This window comes from Pedobacter arcticus A12 (assembly GCF_000302595.1).
Lineage (GTDB): Bacteria > Bacteroidota > Bacteroidia > Sphingobacteriales > Sphingobacteriaceae > Pseudopedobacter > Pseudopedobacter arcticus.
The window spans coordinates 787,501-804,544 of sequence record NZ_JH947127.1 but is presented as its reverse complement, the minus strand read 5'-3'; the positions used below and the strand labels follow the sequence as shown (position 1 = coordinate 804,544).

Genomic DNA, 17,044 nt, shown 5'->3' with positions numbered 1-17,044 from the left:
TCATGAAAAAAATAATAATACCGATACTTGTTGTAGTTGCTTCAGTTGCAATTATTGCTTGGGTACTAACAAATAACAAGAAAAACAACGAATCGAAAACAGCTTTTATTGCCGAAGGTAGCGGTGCTATTGCGGTTCGTGTGGCTAATGTAGAAAAGAAAACTGTTGATTTAGATTTTACTGCGAACGGAAATTTTATCCCTAAGCAAGAGCTTAATTTTCTATCAGAAAATGCTGGCCGTGTGAAAGCGATTTATGTTGATGAAGGCGCTAGAGTAACAAAAGGGCAAGTTTTAGCGAGAATTGATGCTGAGATTATTAACACAGATAAAGAAACTGCGCAAGCAACTTACCAAAATGCAGCCAGAGACGAAGCTAGGTACCAAAGTTCTTTTGAAACAGGTGGTGTAACGCAACAACAGCTAGATCAGGCTAAATTGGCGACGCAAAATGCTAAGCTACGTCTTCAAGCCTCAGAAAGAAGAGTTAGCGATGCAAATATTAAATCGCCGATCAATGGTATCGTAAACAAAAGATACATTGAAGTTGGTGCTTTTGTAACGGCGCAAGGAACGCAATTGTTTGAATTGGTTGATGTGTCAAAACTTAAGCTTAAGGTTAGTGTAAACGAATCTCAGGTTGCAAACCTTAACGTTGGCGATAAAATCGACATTAGATCATCTGTTTTTCCGAATGATAAATTTAGTGGAAAAGTTACTTTCATCGCAGCGAAAGCTGATGCAAGTTTAAGTTTTCCGGTGGAGATTGAAGTTGCTAATAACCTCAATAATAGTTTGAAGGCAGGTATGTATGGAACTGCAATTTTTAATTTCCCTAAGCAAGCACCAAGTATTCTTATTCCGCGTACTTCGTTTATCGGTAGTGTAAGTAGTAACCAGGTTTTTGTTTTAAACACAGCAGATAGTACGGCTGTAACACGCAACGTAGTTAGCGGACGTATTTTTGGAGAAACCGTTGAGATTTTAGAAGGTTTAAAAGAAGGTGAAACCGTAATAACCAGTGGGCAGATTAACCTTGCAGAAGGTACTAAAGTTAGTATTGTTAAATAAGTAAGCGCTTTAAATTGCCATAAATAAAAAGAAAATGTTAATAACAGATATATCAATCAAACGGCCTTCGTTGGTAATTGTGGTTTTTACCGCACTTACTTTATTGGGGCTATTAAGTTACTTTTCGTTAGGTTACGAATTACTGCCAAAGTTCTCTAACAACGTAGTATCTATTTCTACCATTTACCCTGGTGCATCACCAAACGAGGTAGAAAACACCGTTACCAAAAAAATTGAGGATGCGGTATCCTCTATGGAAAATATTAAAAAAGTAAATGCCGTATCGTACGAAAGTTTATCAGTAGTAACCATTACCTTAACAGAAAAGGCGAATATTGATAATTCCTTGAATGATGCTCAACGAAAGGTAAACGCTATACTTGCAGATTTGCCCGATGATGTAAAACAGCCGTCTTTAAGTAAATTCTCTTTAGATGATTTACCGGTAATTACGATGTCAGCATCGGCAAATATGGATGATATTACGTTTTACGATTTAATCGATAAACGTATTGCACCGGTAATTTCTCGCGTTTCTGGTATTGCACAGGTGAACTTAATTGGTGGTTCTGAGCGTGAGATCCAAGTAGCACTTGATGCCAATAAATTACAAGGATATAATCTTTCTGTGCTACAAGTACAGCAGATGATTTTGAGTTCTAACTTAGATTTTCCTACCGGAAGTGTTAAAACAAAAAACTCTGATGTATTAATCCGTTTATCGGGTAAATACCAAAGTTTAGATGAATTACGTAATCTGGTATTTACTGATGCTAAAACCGGCGCACAAATTCGTTTAGGCGATGTTGCCGATGTTCAGGATTCGCAAAAAGAAACTGAGAAATTAGCTCGTATTGATAGAAAAGGTGCAATCGCTATTCAAATTATCAAGCAAAGTGATGCCAATGCCGTTGAGGTGAGTGAAGGTGTTCACGCAACTATCGAAAAGTTACAACAAGAGTATAAGAGCGATAAACTTGATATTAAAATAGTAAACGATAGCTCAATTTTTACATTACAATCTGCCGATGCCGTTATTCACGATTTAATTCTTGCAGTAATATTAGTTGCATTTGTGATGCTGTTCTTTTTGCACAGTTTCCGTAATGCGTTAATTGTAATGGTCTCTATTCCGGCATCATTGGTGGCAACTTTTATTGGTATCAGCCTCCTGGGTTATACTCTAAACTTAATGTCTTTACTGGGGCTATCGCTGGTTGTGGGTATTCTGGTGGATGATGCCATTGTGGTATTGGAAAACATCCAACGCCACATGGAAATGGGTAAAAATAAGGTTAGAGCAGCATCAGATGCTACAAGAGAAATCGGATTTACCGTTGTTTCCATTACTTTAGTTATCGTTGTTGTATTTTTCCCGATTGCAGTAAGTACAGGTTTGGTGTCTAATATTTTACGTCAGTTTTGTGTGGTTGTAATTATTGCAACGCTTTTATCTTTACTGACTTCTTTCACCATTGTGCCATTATTGTTTTCTCGTTACGGAAAGTTAGAGCACATTGAAGGAAAAAATGCCTTCGGTCGGTTTATCTTATGGTTTGAAAAGCAATTGAAGAAATTCACCATTTGGGTTACTGCTATTTTAACTTGGTGTTTAAACCATAAAAGACGTACCATATTTGGCGTTGTTGTGCTTTTTGTGGCAGCCATGTGGTTAGCGGCAGCGGGCTTTATCGGTTCAGAATTTTTTCCAAAATCTGACAAGGGAGAGTTTTTGGTACAGATTGAGTTACCGAAAGATGCTTCGTTAGAAAAAACGAATTCATATACCCAAAGAGCAGAGGCTTTTTTAAGTGGTCAAAAAGAAATTACTCAATTAATTACCACAGTTGGACAATCAAGTGGCGATTTTGGAGGTACCCAAGCAACCGCATATAAATCTGAGATTAACGTAAAATTGGTAGATCGTGACCAGCGTGAAAGTTCAGATATTTATGCAACAAAAGTCAGTCGCGAGTTAGCTAAGCAATTGGTGGGCGCAAAAGTTAAAACTGTGCCTATTAGTATTTTGGGGACTGCAGAAAATGCACCTATTCAGTTAATTGTAATGGGTTCTGATTTGGATAGTGCTTTGAAATATGCCGAAAGTGCACAGAAAGTACTCGCTAGTATTCCAGGAGCTACAGAAATTAAGTTATCTGTAGAAAAAGGAACGCCAGAAATTAACGTTCAGGTAGATCGTGATAAAATGGCTGCTTTAGGTTTGAACTTACAAACAGTTGGTGGAACCATGCAGACTGCGTTTAGTGGTAACACGGATGGTAAATATAGAAAAGGCGAATATGAGTATGATATCAATATCCAGTATCAGGATTTTAACAGAAAAGATATTGACGATGTTCGTAACCTCATCTTCGTAAATAGTGCCGGTAGCCAAATTAAGTTGTCTCAATTTGCCAATATTACAGAAGGTTCTGGTCCAAGTCAGTTAGAGCGTTTAAACAAGTCTACTTCGGTATCTGTTAAAGCGCAATCTATCGGTAGACCAACAGGAACAATTGTTGCAGAGTTTCAAGCGAAATTAGAGGAGCTACAAGCCAATGGTCAACTTAAAGCCCCAGTTGGGGTGAGTTACACATGGGGTGGTGATCAAGAAAACCAGTCAGAAGGTTTTGGTACTTTAGGTATCGCTTTGCTGGCTTCAATTATCTTGGTTTACTTAATTATGGTAACGCTTTATGATAGTTTTGTTTATCCTTTTGTAGTGATGTTCTCATTGCCACTGGCGTTGATTGGTGCGTTCTTAGCATTGGCCTTAACAAATAACTCTATCGGTATCTTTACTATTTTAGGTTTCATTATGCTGATGGGATTGGTTGCGAAGAATGCGATTATCTTGGTCGATTTTACCAACCAGATGAGGAAAGAAGGAAAATCAACAGTAGAAGCGTTGATTTTAGCTAACCACGCTCGTTTACGTCCAATTTTAATGACGACCATAGCCATGATATTTGGTATGCTTCCCATTGCTTTGGCAAGTGGTGCAGGCGCCGAGTGGAAAAACGGTTTGGCTTGGGTTATTGTTGGTGGTTTAATAAGTTCATTGTTCTTGACCTTAATTGTTGTTCCAGTTGTTTATTTGGTTTTTGATATCATATTGGATAAACTAGGAATGAACAAAAAGGGTAAAACAATTGAAGAATATATTGCAGAACCATACACCCACGTTGATGTATTGGAATACGATTTAGATAAGCAACATTAATAAATATAATTAACCTTAAATATTAGGCTGTCTGTGAAAAGGCAGCCTTTTTTGTTACTTGAGATTTGGCAAACCTGATGGAAAAGGGGAGCCCCGCTGGGGCAAACCTGAAAATGTTTATTTTCAACAAAGCGGTTCTCGCTACGCGAGATTTTTGGATGGTTTAGGCTAGGGATGATGCAAGATTACCAATTTGGAAAGGAGCGCTAAGAGCAATCGGTTTGTATCTCTGCGAGGGCGTTGCGCTTCTTGTTTGCGCCTTAGGTGCTACCGCCTTCTTTATATGTAAATTTGAAAAGCACCGCTTAGAGGAGGGGTTGTCGTTCCAGAGGGGGGGCACTGTTTGCGCCGTAGGTGCTATCGCTTTGTAGCCATGCAAAAAGGTAGGCGTTTTGTTTGCCCCGTAGGGGCTACCCATTCACCATTCACCCTTGCCCCCATTATTCGTCGGCCAGATCATTAAAAATATAACGTTCATCATAATCCACATCAAAAGCATCTAGTATTTTTATATATTCTTCCTTAAAGCTTTCTTTTTGATGATGTTTCTGCTGTTTGGCAATATACTTTACAACATTATCAATTTGTGATTTTGCATAGCTAAATGCGCCGTAACCTTCTTGCCATTGAAACTTGTCGATGCACAAGTTTTGCTTGTTTATCCATTCAGAGGAATCTCCTTTTACCAACTGCATCAGCTGCGAAATAGACTGTTTGGGATTTAGTCCGATAAAAATATGGATATGATCATCCACGTTGTTTATTGCCAACATTTTATGACCATTGTTTTGCACAATTGCGGTAATATACAACCGCATCCGTTCGTCCCAGCTCACAGAAAGTTGTGCTTTCCTGAATTTTACCGCAAAAACAAAATGGACGTATAATTGGGTATAAGTATTTGCCATACAATTCAAACAATATTTATGTAAAATATTGTTTTAAAGAGTTTTATGAATATAATATATAAAATTAAGTATTAGATGCTGTAGAATAAAAAAGCTCCAGAAAAATCTGAAACTTTGGGTTAAAATAAATTCACTTCTCGTTATATTCCAAAAGATACGCTGTTTCATGCTTAGCTTCCGACATTACAAAAAAGCTTTGTAGCGTACCAATATCTGGCAGTTTCGAAAGTTTCTGCATCAGAAATTCGTGATACGCTTCCATATCTTTCACGGCTATTTTTAAAATAAAATCGAAGGCCCCGGTCATGTGGTAGCATTCCATCACTTCATGAAATTTCACCACCTCTTTTTCAAATTCACTCAATATTTTTTGCGAATGCTCTTTAAGCTGCACATGTGTGAATGCTTTAAGTTGGCGGTTAATCAATTTGGCATCGAGTATGGCAACGTATCGCTTGATGTATCCTCTTTCTTCCAGCTTTTTTACTCTTTCAAATACGGGTGTATGGGATTTTTGCAATTCGGATGCTAACTGCTTAATAGTTAAGCGAGCATTCATTTGTAAAAGATTGAGGATTTTTAAATCGGTGTTGTCTAGTAGAGCCATATTTTCTGAAATTAAATAATTCAAAACTAAATTATAGATAAATAATCTAATATTAATATTAATAATAGAATAATAATCTATTTATAATATATAGTGTAGATTTTAATTTTGGAACATTATATGTTTGTGTAAAGATTGCTGTCAAATACAATCGAACGAAGATGAAAAACGAAAGAATTTTAGTAATAGGAGCGTTGGGGCAGATAGGTCGAGAACTTACCATGGCGCTAAAAAAATTGCATGGCGTAGAAAACGTTATCGCAACCGACCGAGTAGACAGTCAGGCAGACGAAGACACGGGATTTCGGGTTTTAGACGTTTTGGATAAAGCTGCATTTTCAGCACTTGTAAAATCCGAAGGCATAACCCAAATTTATATGCTTGCTGCAATTCTATCCGCAACTGGCGAAAAAAATCCGCAGTTAGCTTGGAATGTTAACATGCAAGGTTTGCTTAATACTTTAGATATCGCAGTTGAGCAAAAAGTTGAAAAAGTGTTTTGGCCAAGCAGTATTGGGGTTTTTGGTCCGCTTTCTCCAAAAATAAATTGCCCGCAATTTACCGTAACAGAACCCGAAACCGTTTACGGAATTAGTAAATGTGCCGGAGAATATTGGTGCAATTATTACCATAAAAAATATGGTTTGGATGTTCGCAGTGTGCGTTATCCGGGTTTAATAAGTTATAAAGCGAAACCAGGTGGCGGAACTACAGATTATGCAATTGATATTTTTCATGCTGCAATAAAAGAAGCATTTTATAATTGTTATCTTGAAGCAGATGCAACTTTGCCCATGATGTATATGCCAGATGCTATAAATGCTACATTAAAATTAATGCAGGTGACTAAAGAAAAAATCACGATTCGTACAGCTTATAATCTTTCGGGTATGAGTTTTTCACCAGCACAAATCGCGAAAGCAATACAGCAACATATCCCAGAATTCAAGATATGTTACACGCCAGATTTCCGACAAGAGATTGCCGGAGCTTGGCCTCAAAGTATCGACGATAGTTATGCAAAAGCAGATTGGGGCTGGTCTCCAGAATATAATCTGCAAACAATGGTAAAAGATATGCTTCATAATTTGCATAATATTTCCGAGACAGAAGTACAAAAAAATTAAAATAATTAAATCTATACATCATGTACGAGACATTAAAATCTTTATTAACGCTAGAGTTGTCCAAAATTAAAGAAGCTGGTTTGTATAAAAGCGAACGTGTTTTATTGAGTCCGCAAGGAGCGGATATTACGGTAAGCAACGGTCAAAAGGTAATCAACTTTTGCGCTAACAATTACCTCGGTTTATCCTCGCACCCAAAGGTTTTAGAAGCTGCAAAAGCGGCAATTGATAGTCACGGTTTTGGCTTGTCGTCGGTCCGGTTTATTTGTGGAACGCAGGATATTCATAAAGCTTTAGAGAGAAAGCTTTCGGAGTTTTTGGGTACAGAAGACACCATCTTATACGCTGCAGCTTTTGATGCAAATGGTGGCGTTTTTGAACCGCTGTTTAACGAAGAGGATGCAATCATATCCGACGAGTTAAATCATGCTTCCATTATAGATGGAGTGCGATTGTGTAAAGCGCAAAGGTTCCGTTATAAGCATGACGATATGGAGGATTTGGAGCATCAACTCAAACAAACCCAGCATCTAAGAAATCGGATTATTGTAACCGATGGTGTTTTTTCTATGGACGGAACCATTGCACAATTGGATAAAATATGTGATTTAGCAGATCAGTATAAAGCGTTAATCATGATTGATGAATGCCATAGTTCGGGGTTTATGGGTAAAACCGGAAGAGGAACACACGAGCATCACGATGTAATTGGTCGAGTAGATATCATTACCGGAACTTTAGGAAAAGCACTAGGTGGCGCATCCGGTGGTTTTACTTCGGGACCTAAGGAAGTGATTGAAATTTTACGTCAACGCTCCAGACCGTATTTGTTCTCCAATACTTTGGCACCTGCAATTACTGGTGCTTCTATTGCAGTTTTGGATATGCTTTCAGACAATCAGGAACTGCGGAATAAATTAATGAGCAATACCAAATATTTTAGGGAAGCCATAACAAAAGCCGGCTTCGATATCAAGTCAGGGGTTCATCCTATTGTGCCGGTGATGTTGTACGATGCGGTTTTAGCTCAAAAGTTTGCAGCAGGAATGCTAGAAGAGGGGATTTACGTAATCGGGTTTTATTATCCGGTAGTGCCACAAGGCAAAGCTCGTATCCGAGTGCAGATTTCCGCAGCGCATGAAAAGTATCATTTAGATAAAGCCATCGCTGCATTTACCAAAGTGGGAAAAGAACTTGGGGTGATTTAAGTAAAATTTTGGTTTTTGTGATTAGAAAGTGTTGAGTGATTTTTAAATTTTGGTTGGATATAAAAAGTGATTTTCAAACTGGTGATTTGGTGTGTACGCACAGGCTTGCCTGCCCTCATGCCGGGCAAATGGCAGTCACTTTTTTTTCCGCAAAAAAAGTAACCAAAAAAACTCTCGCCTGCGCCGCTTGCTACAAAGGGAGTGCTTTAAGTTTTTTCATCGCCTCCGCAACCGACAAGGGCGAATTTAAGCTTTACTCAAGTTAGTGCTTTTGCTGAGTGTGTTGGGAACTCTGGAATTCTTTATATAAACAAACAAGGGTTTAGAAAAATTTTCTAAACCCTTGTTTGCTGTTGATTTTTATATTTATTTGCTTTCAATGAGAATAAGTCTGTGCGATTCAAAAAGCATTCGTTCCTTCAATCATTCAATCATTCAAAATGGAATTACTCTATCCTTCACTCATTCTATCCTTCAAAATTAATTATGCCACCCCGCAAATCCCATTCCTTCCTTCACTCACTCAATCCTTCAAAATTGAATTTAAATATGTATCGCTCTATTGTCAGTTGCTGCTAAAGCTGCTTCTTTAAAAGCTTCTGTAAAAGTTGGGTGGGCATGGCTAATTCTACCAATATCTTCTGCACTTGCTCTAAATTCCATAGCGACAACCGCTTCCGCAATCATATCCGCAGTACGCGGACCAATCATGTGAACACCTAAAATCTCGTCTGTTGCAGAATCAGCTAAAACTTTCACCAAACCATCCGTATCCATGCTTGCTCTCGCTCTTCCGCTCGCTTTAAATGGAAAAATACCAGTTTTATATTTCGTTCCTTTTTCTTTCAATTGCTCTTCGGTATAACCTACAGAGGCAACCTCTGGCCAAGTATAAACTACACCCGGAATTAAATTATAATTGATATGAGGCTTTTGCCCTGCAATGGTTTCTGCAACAAAAGTTCCTTCTTCTTCAGCTTTGTGAGCCAGCATTGCACCTTTAATCACATCGCCAATAGCATAAATTCCTTTTACCGAAGTTTCTAAATGATCGTTAACCGGAATTTTTTTACCGCGTTCATCAACCGTGATACCTATTTTTTCTAGACCTAATCCTTCAGAATAAGCCGTTCTACCGACAGCAACCAAACAATAATCACCTTCTAAAACAACTTTTTCTCCCTTTGGCGAATCCGCAGTCACCGTTACTTTTTTGCCTTTAACGGTAGCACCCGTAACTTTATGGCTCAACAAAAACTTCATTCCTAATTTGGTTAAAGATTTTTGTAATTCCTTGCCCAAAGTTTTGTCCATCGTTGGGATAATGGCATCCATAAATTCAACTACGGTAACTTCAGAACCTAAACGGGCATAAACCGAACCCAACTCCAAACCAATTACACCGCCACCAATCAGCACCATATGCTTAGGCACCTCGGTTAAATTTAAAGCTTCGGTAGAAGTAATAATTCTTTTGCCGTCAGTTTTCAAGAAAGGCAACTCTGTAGGCTTGCTTCCGGTAGCAATAATTACATTTTTACCGGTAATTTCCTGCTCGCCACCTTTTGTTAGAGCTATTTTAACCGTGTTTTTATCTTTAAAAGAACCTAATCCTTCAAAAGTATCCACCTTGTTTTTTTTCATTAAAAAAGTAATGCCGCCGGTAGTTTGTTCCACCACTTCATTCTTTCTTTTGATCATTTGTGGCAGGTTTACTTTTACCTCTTTCACATCAATTCCATGCTCGGCAAAAGTGTGCGTGGCGTTGTGGTAATGCTCAGAAGAATCTAAAAGTGCCTTCGACGGAATACAGCCCACGTTTAAACAAGTACCACCAAAAGTGGCGTATTTTTCAACCATAGCGGTTTTTAAACCCAATTGTGCACAGCGGATTGCTGCAACATATCCACCCGGACCAGAACCTATAACGATGACGTCGTACTGCATTTTAATTGTTTTTTGTTTGTGCTAAATTAAGGAAAAATTTATGCTATCTAAGTTTGGTGTTAATTTAATTGTCGTTAAAGCGTTTTATGAAGCAGGAGCGTTTGTGCTACCAATTCCCGACAGTCCCGCTTTACGTTGCAATCTTTTTGCCCATCTGCAAGATGGATAGTGGCAAAAAGGATTTCCAAGCAATCGGGGCTATTTTAAAGGGGGCTTTCTTTGCGCATTTAAGTAGTGGAAATTAAAAGCGTTATCTTTAACAAAACACATTAATGAAAAAGCATCGTTACGCCATTTTAATGGCTTGCATTTATATATCAGCGGGCATCAACCATTTGGTAAATCCCAAATTTTATCTGCAAATTATGCCATCCTATTTACCAATACATTTGCAATTGGTTTACCTAAGTGGTTTGGCAGAAATTATTGCGGGTGCTTTATTGCTTTCTAAACAAACAAGGAAAATAGGAGCGTGGTGCATAATTGTACTTTTAATTGCCGTGTTTCCAGCGAATATTCAAATGAGTATTGACCAATACAATGTTAATGGATGGTTATTTTATCTTTCTTTAATCAGGTTGCCATTTCAATTTCTACTGATTTATTGGGCTTGGATTTTTACGCGGAATTAAAACGTTTTCGCTGAAAACCATTCGTCACGTTGAGGTTACGAAACGTCTCACAAGCAATTATTCATATAACGCGTCACACCTATTTATGAGATGTTTCACTATCGTTCAACACGACGGATTTTTTGAAAACGTAAATCTCCTCATGTCCAAGCAGGGTCTGTTGCAGACGACCCTGCGCTGTTAAAGACAATTATGGAAATTGGAAAGTAAAAAGTTAAAAGAGCTTGTTACCTTGTCAAAATTAATACAACTTAGGTTGCGATTAACGATTGAAGCGGATACCGGCCCGTGGCTAATGCCTTGTGCAGTATGAGTGCAAAGCGTGTTCGAACGCCCTAAATCTAATTTTTGTAAACGTAGCGTCTCAAAGGAGACTCTGTTCGGACAAAGCATCTCGAAACCAAACCACGTATTGTTGCAATACCTATTTGTGAGATGTTCCACTATCGTTCAACATGACGGAATTTTCGAGAATCTAATTTTCCTTAGTTAAAATTTTCTCCATCGCCTCCGCATCCAAAAACTGGAAATACCTGGCTTCTGCGTTAAACTTTTCATCTAACAAAACGATAGCCGGTAAGGAAAAAGGTTTGTCTTTTCTACTAGCCATCAACAAAGCAATATCATGAACGGGATTTACTTTTTTAATGCGTTTATTCACAAAAATTTGATTGCCAAAGGAAATGGTGTCTTTCGTTTCTACGTTCATTTTAACGGCGTAGTAGTTTTTGTTTAGGGTTTCAACCACGCGTTCATCTTCAAAAGTGCTACGTTCCATTTGTTTGCAAACGCCACACCAATCGGCGTAAAAATCAACTAGTACAGGTTTTGGGTTTACCTTTAAAGAATCATTTAATTGCGAAAAGGAAATCCAATTGATTTTTACATTGGAATTTTGCGCAAAAGAACAATGACCGGGTAGAAAACTACCCAGCCATAGAACCATCATAACAACCTGTTTTAACTTCATAGGTAGAAGATTTTTAAAGAGATTTTAATCGCAACCCAAAAATTACACTTCGTGGTAAAGATGGACCATAAACGTAATTGCTATCTCTGTTTTTTCCGATATCGAAATCATTTTGGTACTGGTCTAGAACGTTTTTCATACCCGCAAATAATTCTAAACCCGATTTTACTTTATCCAGTTCAAAAGTGTGGCCTATTCTAAAACCAACATCAGTAAATGATTTTGTAGTGAAATATTCATCAACTGCTTGTCCGGTTCCAGCACCAGCAACGTGGGCTAAAAGCATACTGCCAGTGTAAACCAAGTTTCCGCTAATGTTCCAGTTTTTTGTTGGGTTATAAGTTACGGTCGCATACCCATAGTTATTTGGTGTACGTAAAAATTCGCGTTTTAAAGCTAGGCCTGCAACATTTTCAACAGCTTCGTTAAATTCGCTCAGTTGTGAGGTAAAGCCTGCATCAAGCTGTACCACGTAATCAAAGTTTGCTCTGGCTTCTAAAGTTATTCCTTTTACGGTAGCGCTAGGTCCATTTCTTTTTTCGAATCTTTCGCCTAAAGCATCCGGGCCTAGTGGATATTGGAAAAAAGCATCTTTTAATTGGGTGTAAAATCCTTCTAAGGTAAAGCCTGCAATAAAATGCGCTGTTGCTTTATCATAATTTACAGAACCCGTAAAACTGTTAGAACGCTCTTCTTTTAAATCATCGGCCAAAGAAATACGGGAGACTCCACCGCCCGCAAATGCAATGTGTAAGTCTGCATCAAATGCCTGTGGAGCTCTAAATCCCGTACCCCAACCTAACCTAAATTGTGTTTCTTTTTGCAGTTTGTACATTAAAGATAACCGCGGACTAAAAATTACGTGGTCAACCAAGTTGTGCTTGTCTAATCTAAACCCTGTTAAAAAGTTTAAATCTTTGGTGATATCCCAATCGTTCTGCACAAATACACCAACGTTTTTTGTAGTTTGATCAATAAGGTAGTTGTAGGGTTCAATTTCATCAAAAACCGAGTCGTAAACATATTCTGCGCCAGTTGTTAGTACGGCTTTACCTCCCAGAAAATTATCGAGTCCGTTGTTGAACTGTACACCACCTTGGTGTGTGGTAACGTCTGATGTTCCGTAAGGTGGATCTGCAAAAAAAAGCGCTAATTCTCCAGCATCATCTGGGTTGATGCCGGTATAATGATTTCTTTTGGTGTTTTGTCCGCCGTAGTAAAAGCTCAATGAGTTTTTATTTTCGTTAAAACTGATGGAATAATCTGCACTACCCATCAAAACGTTATGTGTTCTTTCTTCCGATTGTTTAGCTAAATAAGCAGGTTTGTTTACAATCTCGCCACCAAAACGATACTCATAAATACTGCTTAAACTAACCTCCAGTTTTTGGTTTTCTGTTGGTTTGAAAAATATATTGGTGCCAAAAGTATTGTCTTTTAGTTTAGGAAGTTCTGAAAAATTATCTCCGTTTGCATCATAATGACCACGATTTCTGTTATTAACAAAAAAACTAATTCCTGCATTTCTATCATCGTTAACAATAGATGCGTTACCAGAAATGATGTTGTCTGTAGTTTGTCCTTTTATACTTTGAAAAGTATTGGTTAAACTGTAGCTATTGCTAACTGGTACTTTAGTAATAACGTTTACGGTTCCACCAATAGCGCTAGATCCATAAAGCGCAGAAACTCCACCACGTACCACCTCAATTCTATCAATCATGTTGGTTGGGATTTGCTCCATACCATAAAGCCCGGTTAGCGGACTAAAAATGGGACGACTGTTTACCAAAATTTGGGAATACCCACCCTGTAATCCGTTCATGCGTAATTGCGTATAATTACAAGTCTGGCAATCTGTTTCAACGCGTAAACCTGGTTGGTATTTTAAACCTTCGGAAAGGCTTGTTGCAATAACTTGGTCTAAGGTTTTACTGTTGATGAGGTTTACAATTACCGGAGAATTGGTTTGTCGTTTTGGAGTCCGTGTTCCAGTTACCACCACTTGATCTAATGAAGAAATATTAGCGACTAACTCAAAGTTTAGGACCAAGTTTTGTCCTGCCGAAATTACCACTGTTTTTTCTGAAACGTTAAAACCGATTGATGAAGCCTGAATTTTGTAAGTGCCAGCAGGTACTTTTTGAATATCATATTTTCCATCTGCATCCGTTGCATTTCCCATAGCTGTTTTTTTAATGGAAACCGCAGCTGAAGAAAGTGGAAATCCATCTGATTTTACAATTCCGGATATAGAACCGTTTTGAGCAATTACAGCAGACGATGATAGAATTAGTCCGGCCAGTAATAAGAAGGTGTTTAATTTAAAGTATTTTATTAGCATAGTCTGTTTTTATATTTCGATGATGCAAATATATAAAGTTAGATTAATCTAACAAAATTTATTTTGCTAATGTTTTGATTGTTTTTTGTCAGAATTAATTGAATCAATCAATAAATTTAAACTCGGACTGATTATTGTTAAATAGCTGTCTGAACATTTAAATTTCAATACATGGAAAATCAGCTCTTTGAAGCCTATCAACTAGGAGATATCAAATTAAAAAATCGGTCGGTTATGGCTCCTATGACTCGCTCAAGAGCGGTGGATAATATCCCGAACGAGTTAATGGCAACATACTATGGGCAAAGAGCAGGAGCTGGGCTTATTGTAACAGAGGGTACTTCACCATCTGCAAATGGTTTGGGTTATCCCAGAATACCGGCAATGTACAACCAGCACCATGTTGATGGGTGGAAACTAACCACAGACGCTGTGCATAAAAATGGTGGAAGAATATTTTTACAGCTGATGCACTGCGGTAGAATTGGGCATCATTTAAATTTACCTACCGGAGCTAAGGTTGTTGCACCGTCTGCCATTATTGCCGAAGGCCAAATGTATACCGACCAAGAGGGAATGAAAGAGAACGATTTGCCCCAAGAAATGACCATCAATGATGTGCATGAAGCTATTGACGATTATGTAAATGCATCTGTTTTAGCTGTTGAAGCTGGTTTTGACGGTGTTGAAATTCATGGTGCAAATGGTTATTTGATTGAGCAGTTTTTGAATCCCAACAGCAATTACCGAAAAGATGAATTCGGTGGAAGCATCCACAATAGATCAAGGTTTCTTTTAAATGTCGTTGAGAAAACTGTGGAGGCAATTGGTGCAGAAAAAGTTGGTATAAGACTTTCGCCTAACGGGGCTTTCAATGATATGAGCGCTTATCCAGAAATGGAAGAGACTTATCATTATTTAGCAGTGGAACTTAATAAACTGAAACCCGTTTATCTTCACTTGTTAGATCATTCTGCAATGGGCTCAACACCACTTCCGGAAGAAGTAAGAAAAAATATTAGAGAAAACTTTGAGGGTACTTTGATTCTTTGTGGTGATTTTGATGATAAAAAAGCCAACCAAGCGTTAGAAAATAAAACTGCAGATCTAATTGCTTTTGGAAAACCATATTTAGCAAATCCAGATTTGTTAGAAAGATATAAAGCAGGAGCGGAGCTTAATCAGCCAGATTTCGATACGTTTTACACCCCTGGTGCAAAAGGATATACTGATTATCCGTTTATTAAATAATACTTAACCAAAAAAGGAATTAAATTCCACCTTTTTTGCTTTGTAATTTTGTATATTATCAATTAGATTTTACGGATATACCTGTAATAAAATGGCGAACGCTCTTTATGAGTGCTCGCCATTTTTTGTAATCTGCATAAATTAAACTTATTTGAATCCCTTGCTATTGTATAAATCAGTAGATGAAGGCTCGTCAGCCTCAGGAAGATAATTTTTATAAACCCCTAATTCATAATCACGGGTAATGTTATTTTCCTTACTATACCTGCTCGTTGTAGAAAATCTACTGTAATCAACACTGTTTGAAAATACAATTTTTGCATCTTCGTCAATTTCCACCAAACCAATAGGCACAATTAAGTGGTCATCTCCTTCTTTATTTAAAAACTCATGGACACCATCTGAAGCTCGTTTTGCGTAAGCTTCATGACCTTCTTTGATTAAACCTTCGTTCACTTCAATGTCTAGATAAACAACTCTCTCTGCAGATTTACTAACTAGAAGTCCGTCTATTTCTCCAATTTCTCTGTGTGAAGCATCTTGTAACTTCCAACCTCTAACATCTGGGTAATCGCTCGCAACTTTATAATCTGATAGGTCATGCAGATAGTAAAGATCTTTATTTTCGTTTTTCATAATGTTCGTTTAAAATTAATAATTGTTCATTTTTTTAATCACGTCTTTAGCTGATTTAAAGAAACCCTTAACGGTACCTTTTTGGTCTAAAGTCAAATCCTTAACATCGATGTCATTTGCATCGGTCATTACTTTACTTACCTCAGCACTTAAATCAGGAAATTTAGCTTGCTGAATAGAAGTTAAAGCACTACCTATAATTCTCGCAGATTCTTTGATATCATCTGCATGGGTAGTAGATTGTTCGTTTTGAGTAATTTTGTCTGCTAGTGCCTTTACCTTACTAAGGTTTTCGCTGATGTCAACGTTATTGTTGTTCGCAGTTTCTTCAGTTGCATTTGCTAACTTAGTCAACGCATCATGGCTGTATTCATGACTTAAAGACATATTAGCGGTGTCTTTCTCTATAAACATCACATAGTCCCCAACCGCGTCTTCTGCATGGTCTGCGTGGTTGTGAATTGCTGTAGAATCATCTTCATTAGTTAATGGAGCTACATTACTATTGTTATCCTTAAAAAAAAGGAAATATGCGGCCAATGCTACAATGATTAAACCAAGTAGCACCCAAGGCCAGATGATTGTTTTCTTTTCAATTTTAATTTCTGCCATAATGTTTTAGATAAATAGATGTAAATAATTAAACCTGATTATACTTATAATCTAAGATGTAATCTATAAGAACCATGCCTAGAAAATAAGCACTGTATATTTTTGAGTTGATTTTAAGTGTACAAATAGTAGCGGTTGCCATTTTAGGTATTTACGTAGTGATTTAGCGGACAAAGAATTACAGACTCTTCGATTTAGAGAAGTGTGTGTTTTTGCAGAAATTATAAAACAAGCGCTTGTAAATTCTGATTTATTTAACATATTTGCATCTCTAACAAAAAGGGGGATTAGCTCATTTGGCTAGAGCGCTTCGATCGGCTTGAAAGGGATGGTCGTTTGGAATAACAAATACAAACAAGGGGGATTAGCTCATTTGGCTAGAGCGCTTCGATCGGCTTGAAAGGGATGGTCGTTTGGAATAACAAATACAAAAAGGGGGATTAGCTCATTTGGCTAGAGCGCTTCGATCGGCTTGAAAGGGATGGTCGTTTGGAATAACAAATACAAAC

The 17,044-nt window shown here is 37.7% G+C and carries 14 protein-coding genes; 7 read left to right on the top strand and 7 right to left on the bottom strand.

Features of this window, described 5'->3' with window-relative positions; genetic code table 11:
• Positions 1-2 precede the first annotated feature (2 nt).
• Entirely contained in the window at positions 3-1,070 is a 1,068-nt protein-coding gene (locus tag B176_RS0115240; RefSeq protein ID WP_017259691.1) for an efflux RND transporter periplasmic adaptor subunit, read from the top strand.
• 34 nt (positions 1,071-1,104) lie between these two features.
• On the top strand, positions 1,105-4,293 hold the full coding sequence (locus tag B176_RS0115235; RefSeq protein WP_017259690.1) for an efflux RND transporter permease subunit: 3,189 nt from the start codon (positions 1,105-1,107) through the stop codon (positions 4,291-4,293).
• A 440-nt stretch (positions 4,294-4,733) separates the two neighbouring features.
• Here B176_RS0115235 and tnpA read toward each other — a convergent pair whose 3' ends face one another.
• Together tnpA and B176_RS0115220 are read right to left on the bottom strand one after the other, a co-directional pair.
• On the bottom strand, positions 4,734-5,201 hold the full coding sequence (tnpA, locus tag B176_RS0115225; protein WP_017259688.1) for an IS200/IS605 family transposase: 468 nt from the start codon (positions 5,199-5,201) through the stop codon (positions 4,734-4,736).
• 130 nt (positions 5,202-5,331) lie between these two features.
• A complete protein-coding gene (locus B176_RS0115220) occupies positions 5,332-5,808 on the bottom strand; it encodes an Lrp/AsnC family transcriptional regulator (RefSeq protein WP_017259687.1) in 477 nt (158 codons plus the stop codon).
• Between the two features lie 161 nt (positions 5,809-5,969).
• Between B176_RS0115220 and B176_RS0115215 the strand changes: the two genes are divergently transcribed.
• From B176_RS0115215 to B176_RS0115205, 3 genes are read left to right on the top strand one after another with little or no spacing between them, the layout of a single operon-like run.
• Entirely contained in the window at positions 5,970-6,935 is a 966-nt protein-coding gene (locus B176_RS0115215) for an NAD-dependent epimerase/dehydratase family protein (RefSeq protein WP_017259686.1), read from the top strand.
• Between the two features lie 20 nt (positions 6,936-6,955).
• Entirely contained in the window at positions 6,956-8,143 is a 1,188-nt protein-coding gene (gene kbl / locus B176_RS0115210; RefSeq protein ID WP_017259685.1) for a glycine C-acetyltransferase, read from the top strand.
• Positions 8,144-8,178: 35 nt separating this feature from the next.
• Complete coding sequence (locus tag B176_RS0115205; protein ID WP_017259684.1) at positions 8,179-8,409, top strand: hypothetical protein; 231 nt, start codon at positions 8,179-8,181, stop codon at positions 8,407-8,409.
• 277 nt (positions 8,410-8,686) lie between these two features.
• Here the strand turns inward: B176_RS0115205 and lpdA are convergent, their stop codons facing one another.
• Positions 8,687-10,090: a dihydrolipoyl dehydrogenase gene (gene lpdA, locus B176_RS0115200; protein WP_017259683.1), complete on the bottom strand. Its 1,404-nt coding sequence runs from the start codon at positions 10,088-10,090 to the stop codon at positions 8,687-8,689.
• Positions 10,091-10,362: 272 nt separating this feature from the next.
• Here lpdA and B176_RS0115185 point away from each other — a divergent pair, with 272 nt between their 5' ends.
• Complete coding sequence (locus tag B176_RS0115185; RefSeq protein ID WP_017259681.1) at positions 10,363-10,722, top strand: DoxX family protein; 360 nt, start codon at positions 10,363-10,365, stop codon at positions 10,720-10,722.
• 475 nt (positions 10,723-11,197) lie between these two features.
• On the opposite strand, the gene B176_RS0115180 is transcribed toward B176_RS0115185, so the two are convergent.
• Both B176_RS0115180 and B176_RS0115175 read right to left on the bottom strand, forming a co-directional pair.
• Complete coding sequence (locus B176_RS0115180; RefSeq protein WP_017259680.1) at positions 11,198-11,692, bottom strand: thioredoxin family protein; 495 nt, start codon at positions 11,690-11,692, stop codon at positions 11,198-11,200.
• A 13-nt stretch (positions 11,693-11,705) separates the two neighbouring features.
• On the bottom strand, positions 11,706-14,036 hold the full coding sequence (locus B176_RS0115175) for a TonB-dependent receptor (RefSeq protein ID WP_017259679.1): 2,331 nt from the start codon (positions 14,034-14,036) through the stop codon (positions 11,706-11,708).
• A gap of 171 nt (positions 14,037-14,207) precedes the next feature.
• Here B176_RS0115175 and B176_RS0115170 point away from each other — a divergent pair, with 171 nt between their 5' ends.
• Positions 14,208-15,287: an alkene reductase gene (locus tag B176_RS0115170; RefSeq protein ID WP_017259678.1), complete on the top strand. Its 1,080-nt coding sequence runs from the start codon at positions 14,208-14,210 to the stop codon at positions 15,285-15,287.
• Positions 15,288-15,434: 147 nt separating this feature from the next.
• Here the strand turns inward: B176_RS0115170 and B176_RS0115165 are convergent, their stop codons facing one another.
• Together B176_RS0115165 and B176_RS21195 are read right to left on the bottom strand one after the other, a co-directional pair.
• Positions 15,435-15,923 (bottom strand): hypothetical protein, encoded by a 489-nt coding sequence (locus tag B176_RS0115165; protein ID WP_017259677.1) that lies wholly within the window; start codon positions 15,921-15,923, stop codon positions 15,435-15,437.
• A 15-nt stretch (positions 15,924-15,938) separates the two neighbouring features.
• Entirely contained in the window at positions 15,939-16,535 is a 597-nt protein-coding gene (locus tag B176_RS21195) for a hypothetical protein (protein ID WP_017259676.1), read from the bottom strand.
• Positions 16,536-17,044: the final 509 nt, after the last annotated feature.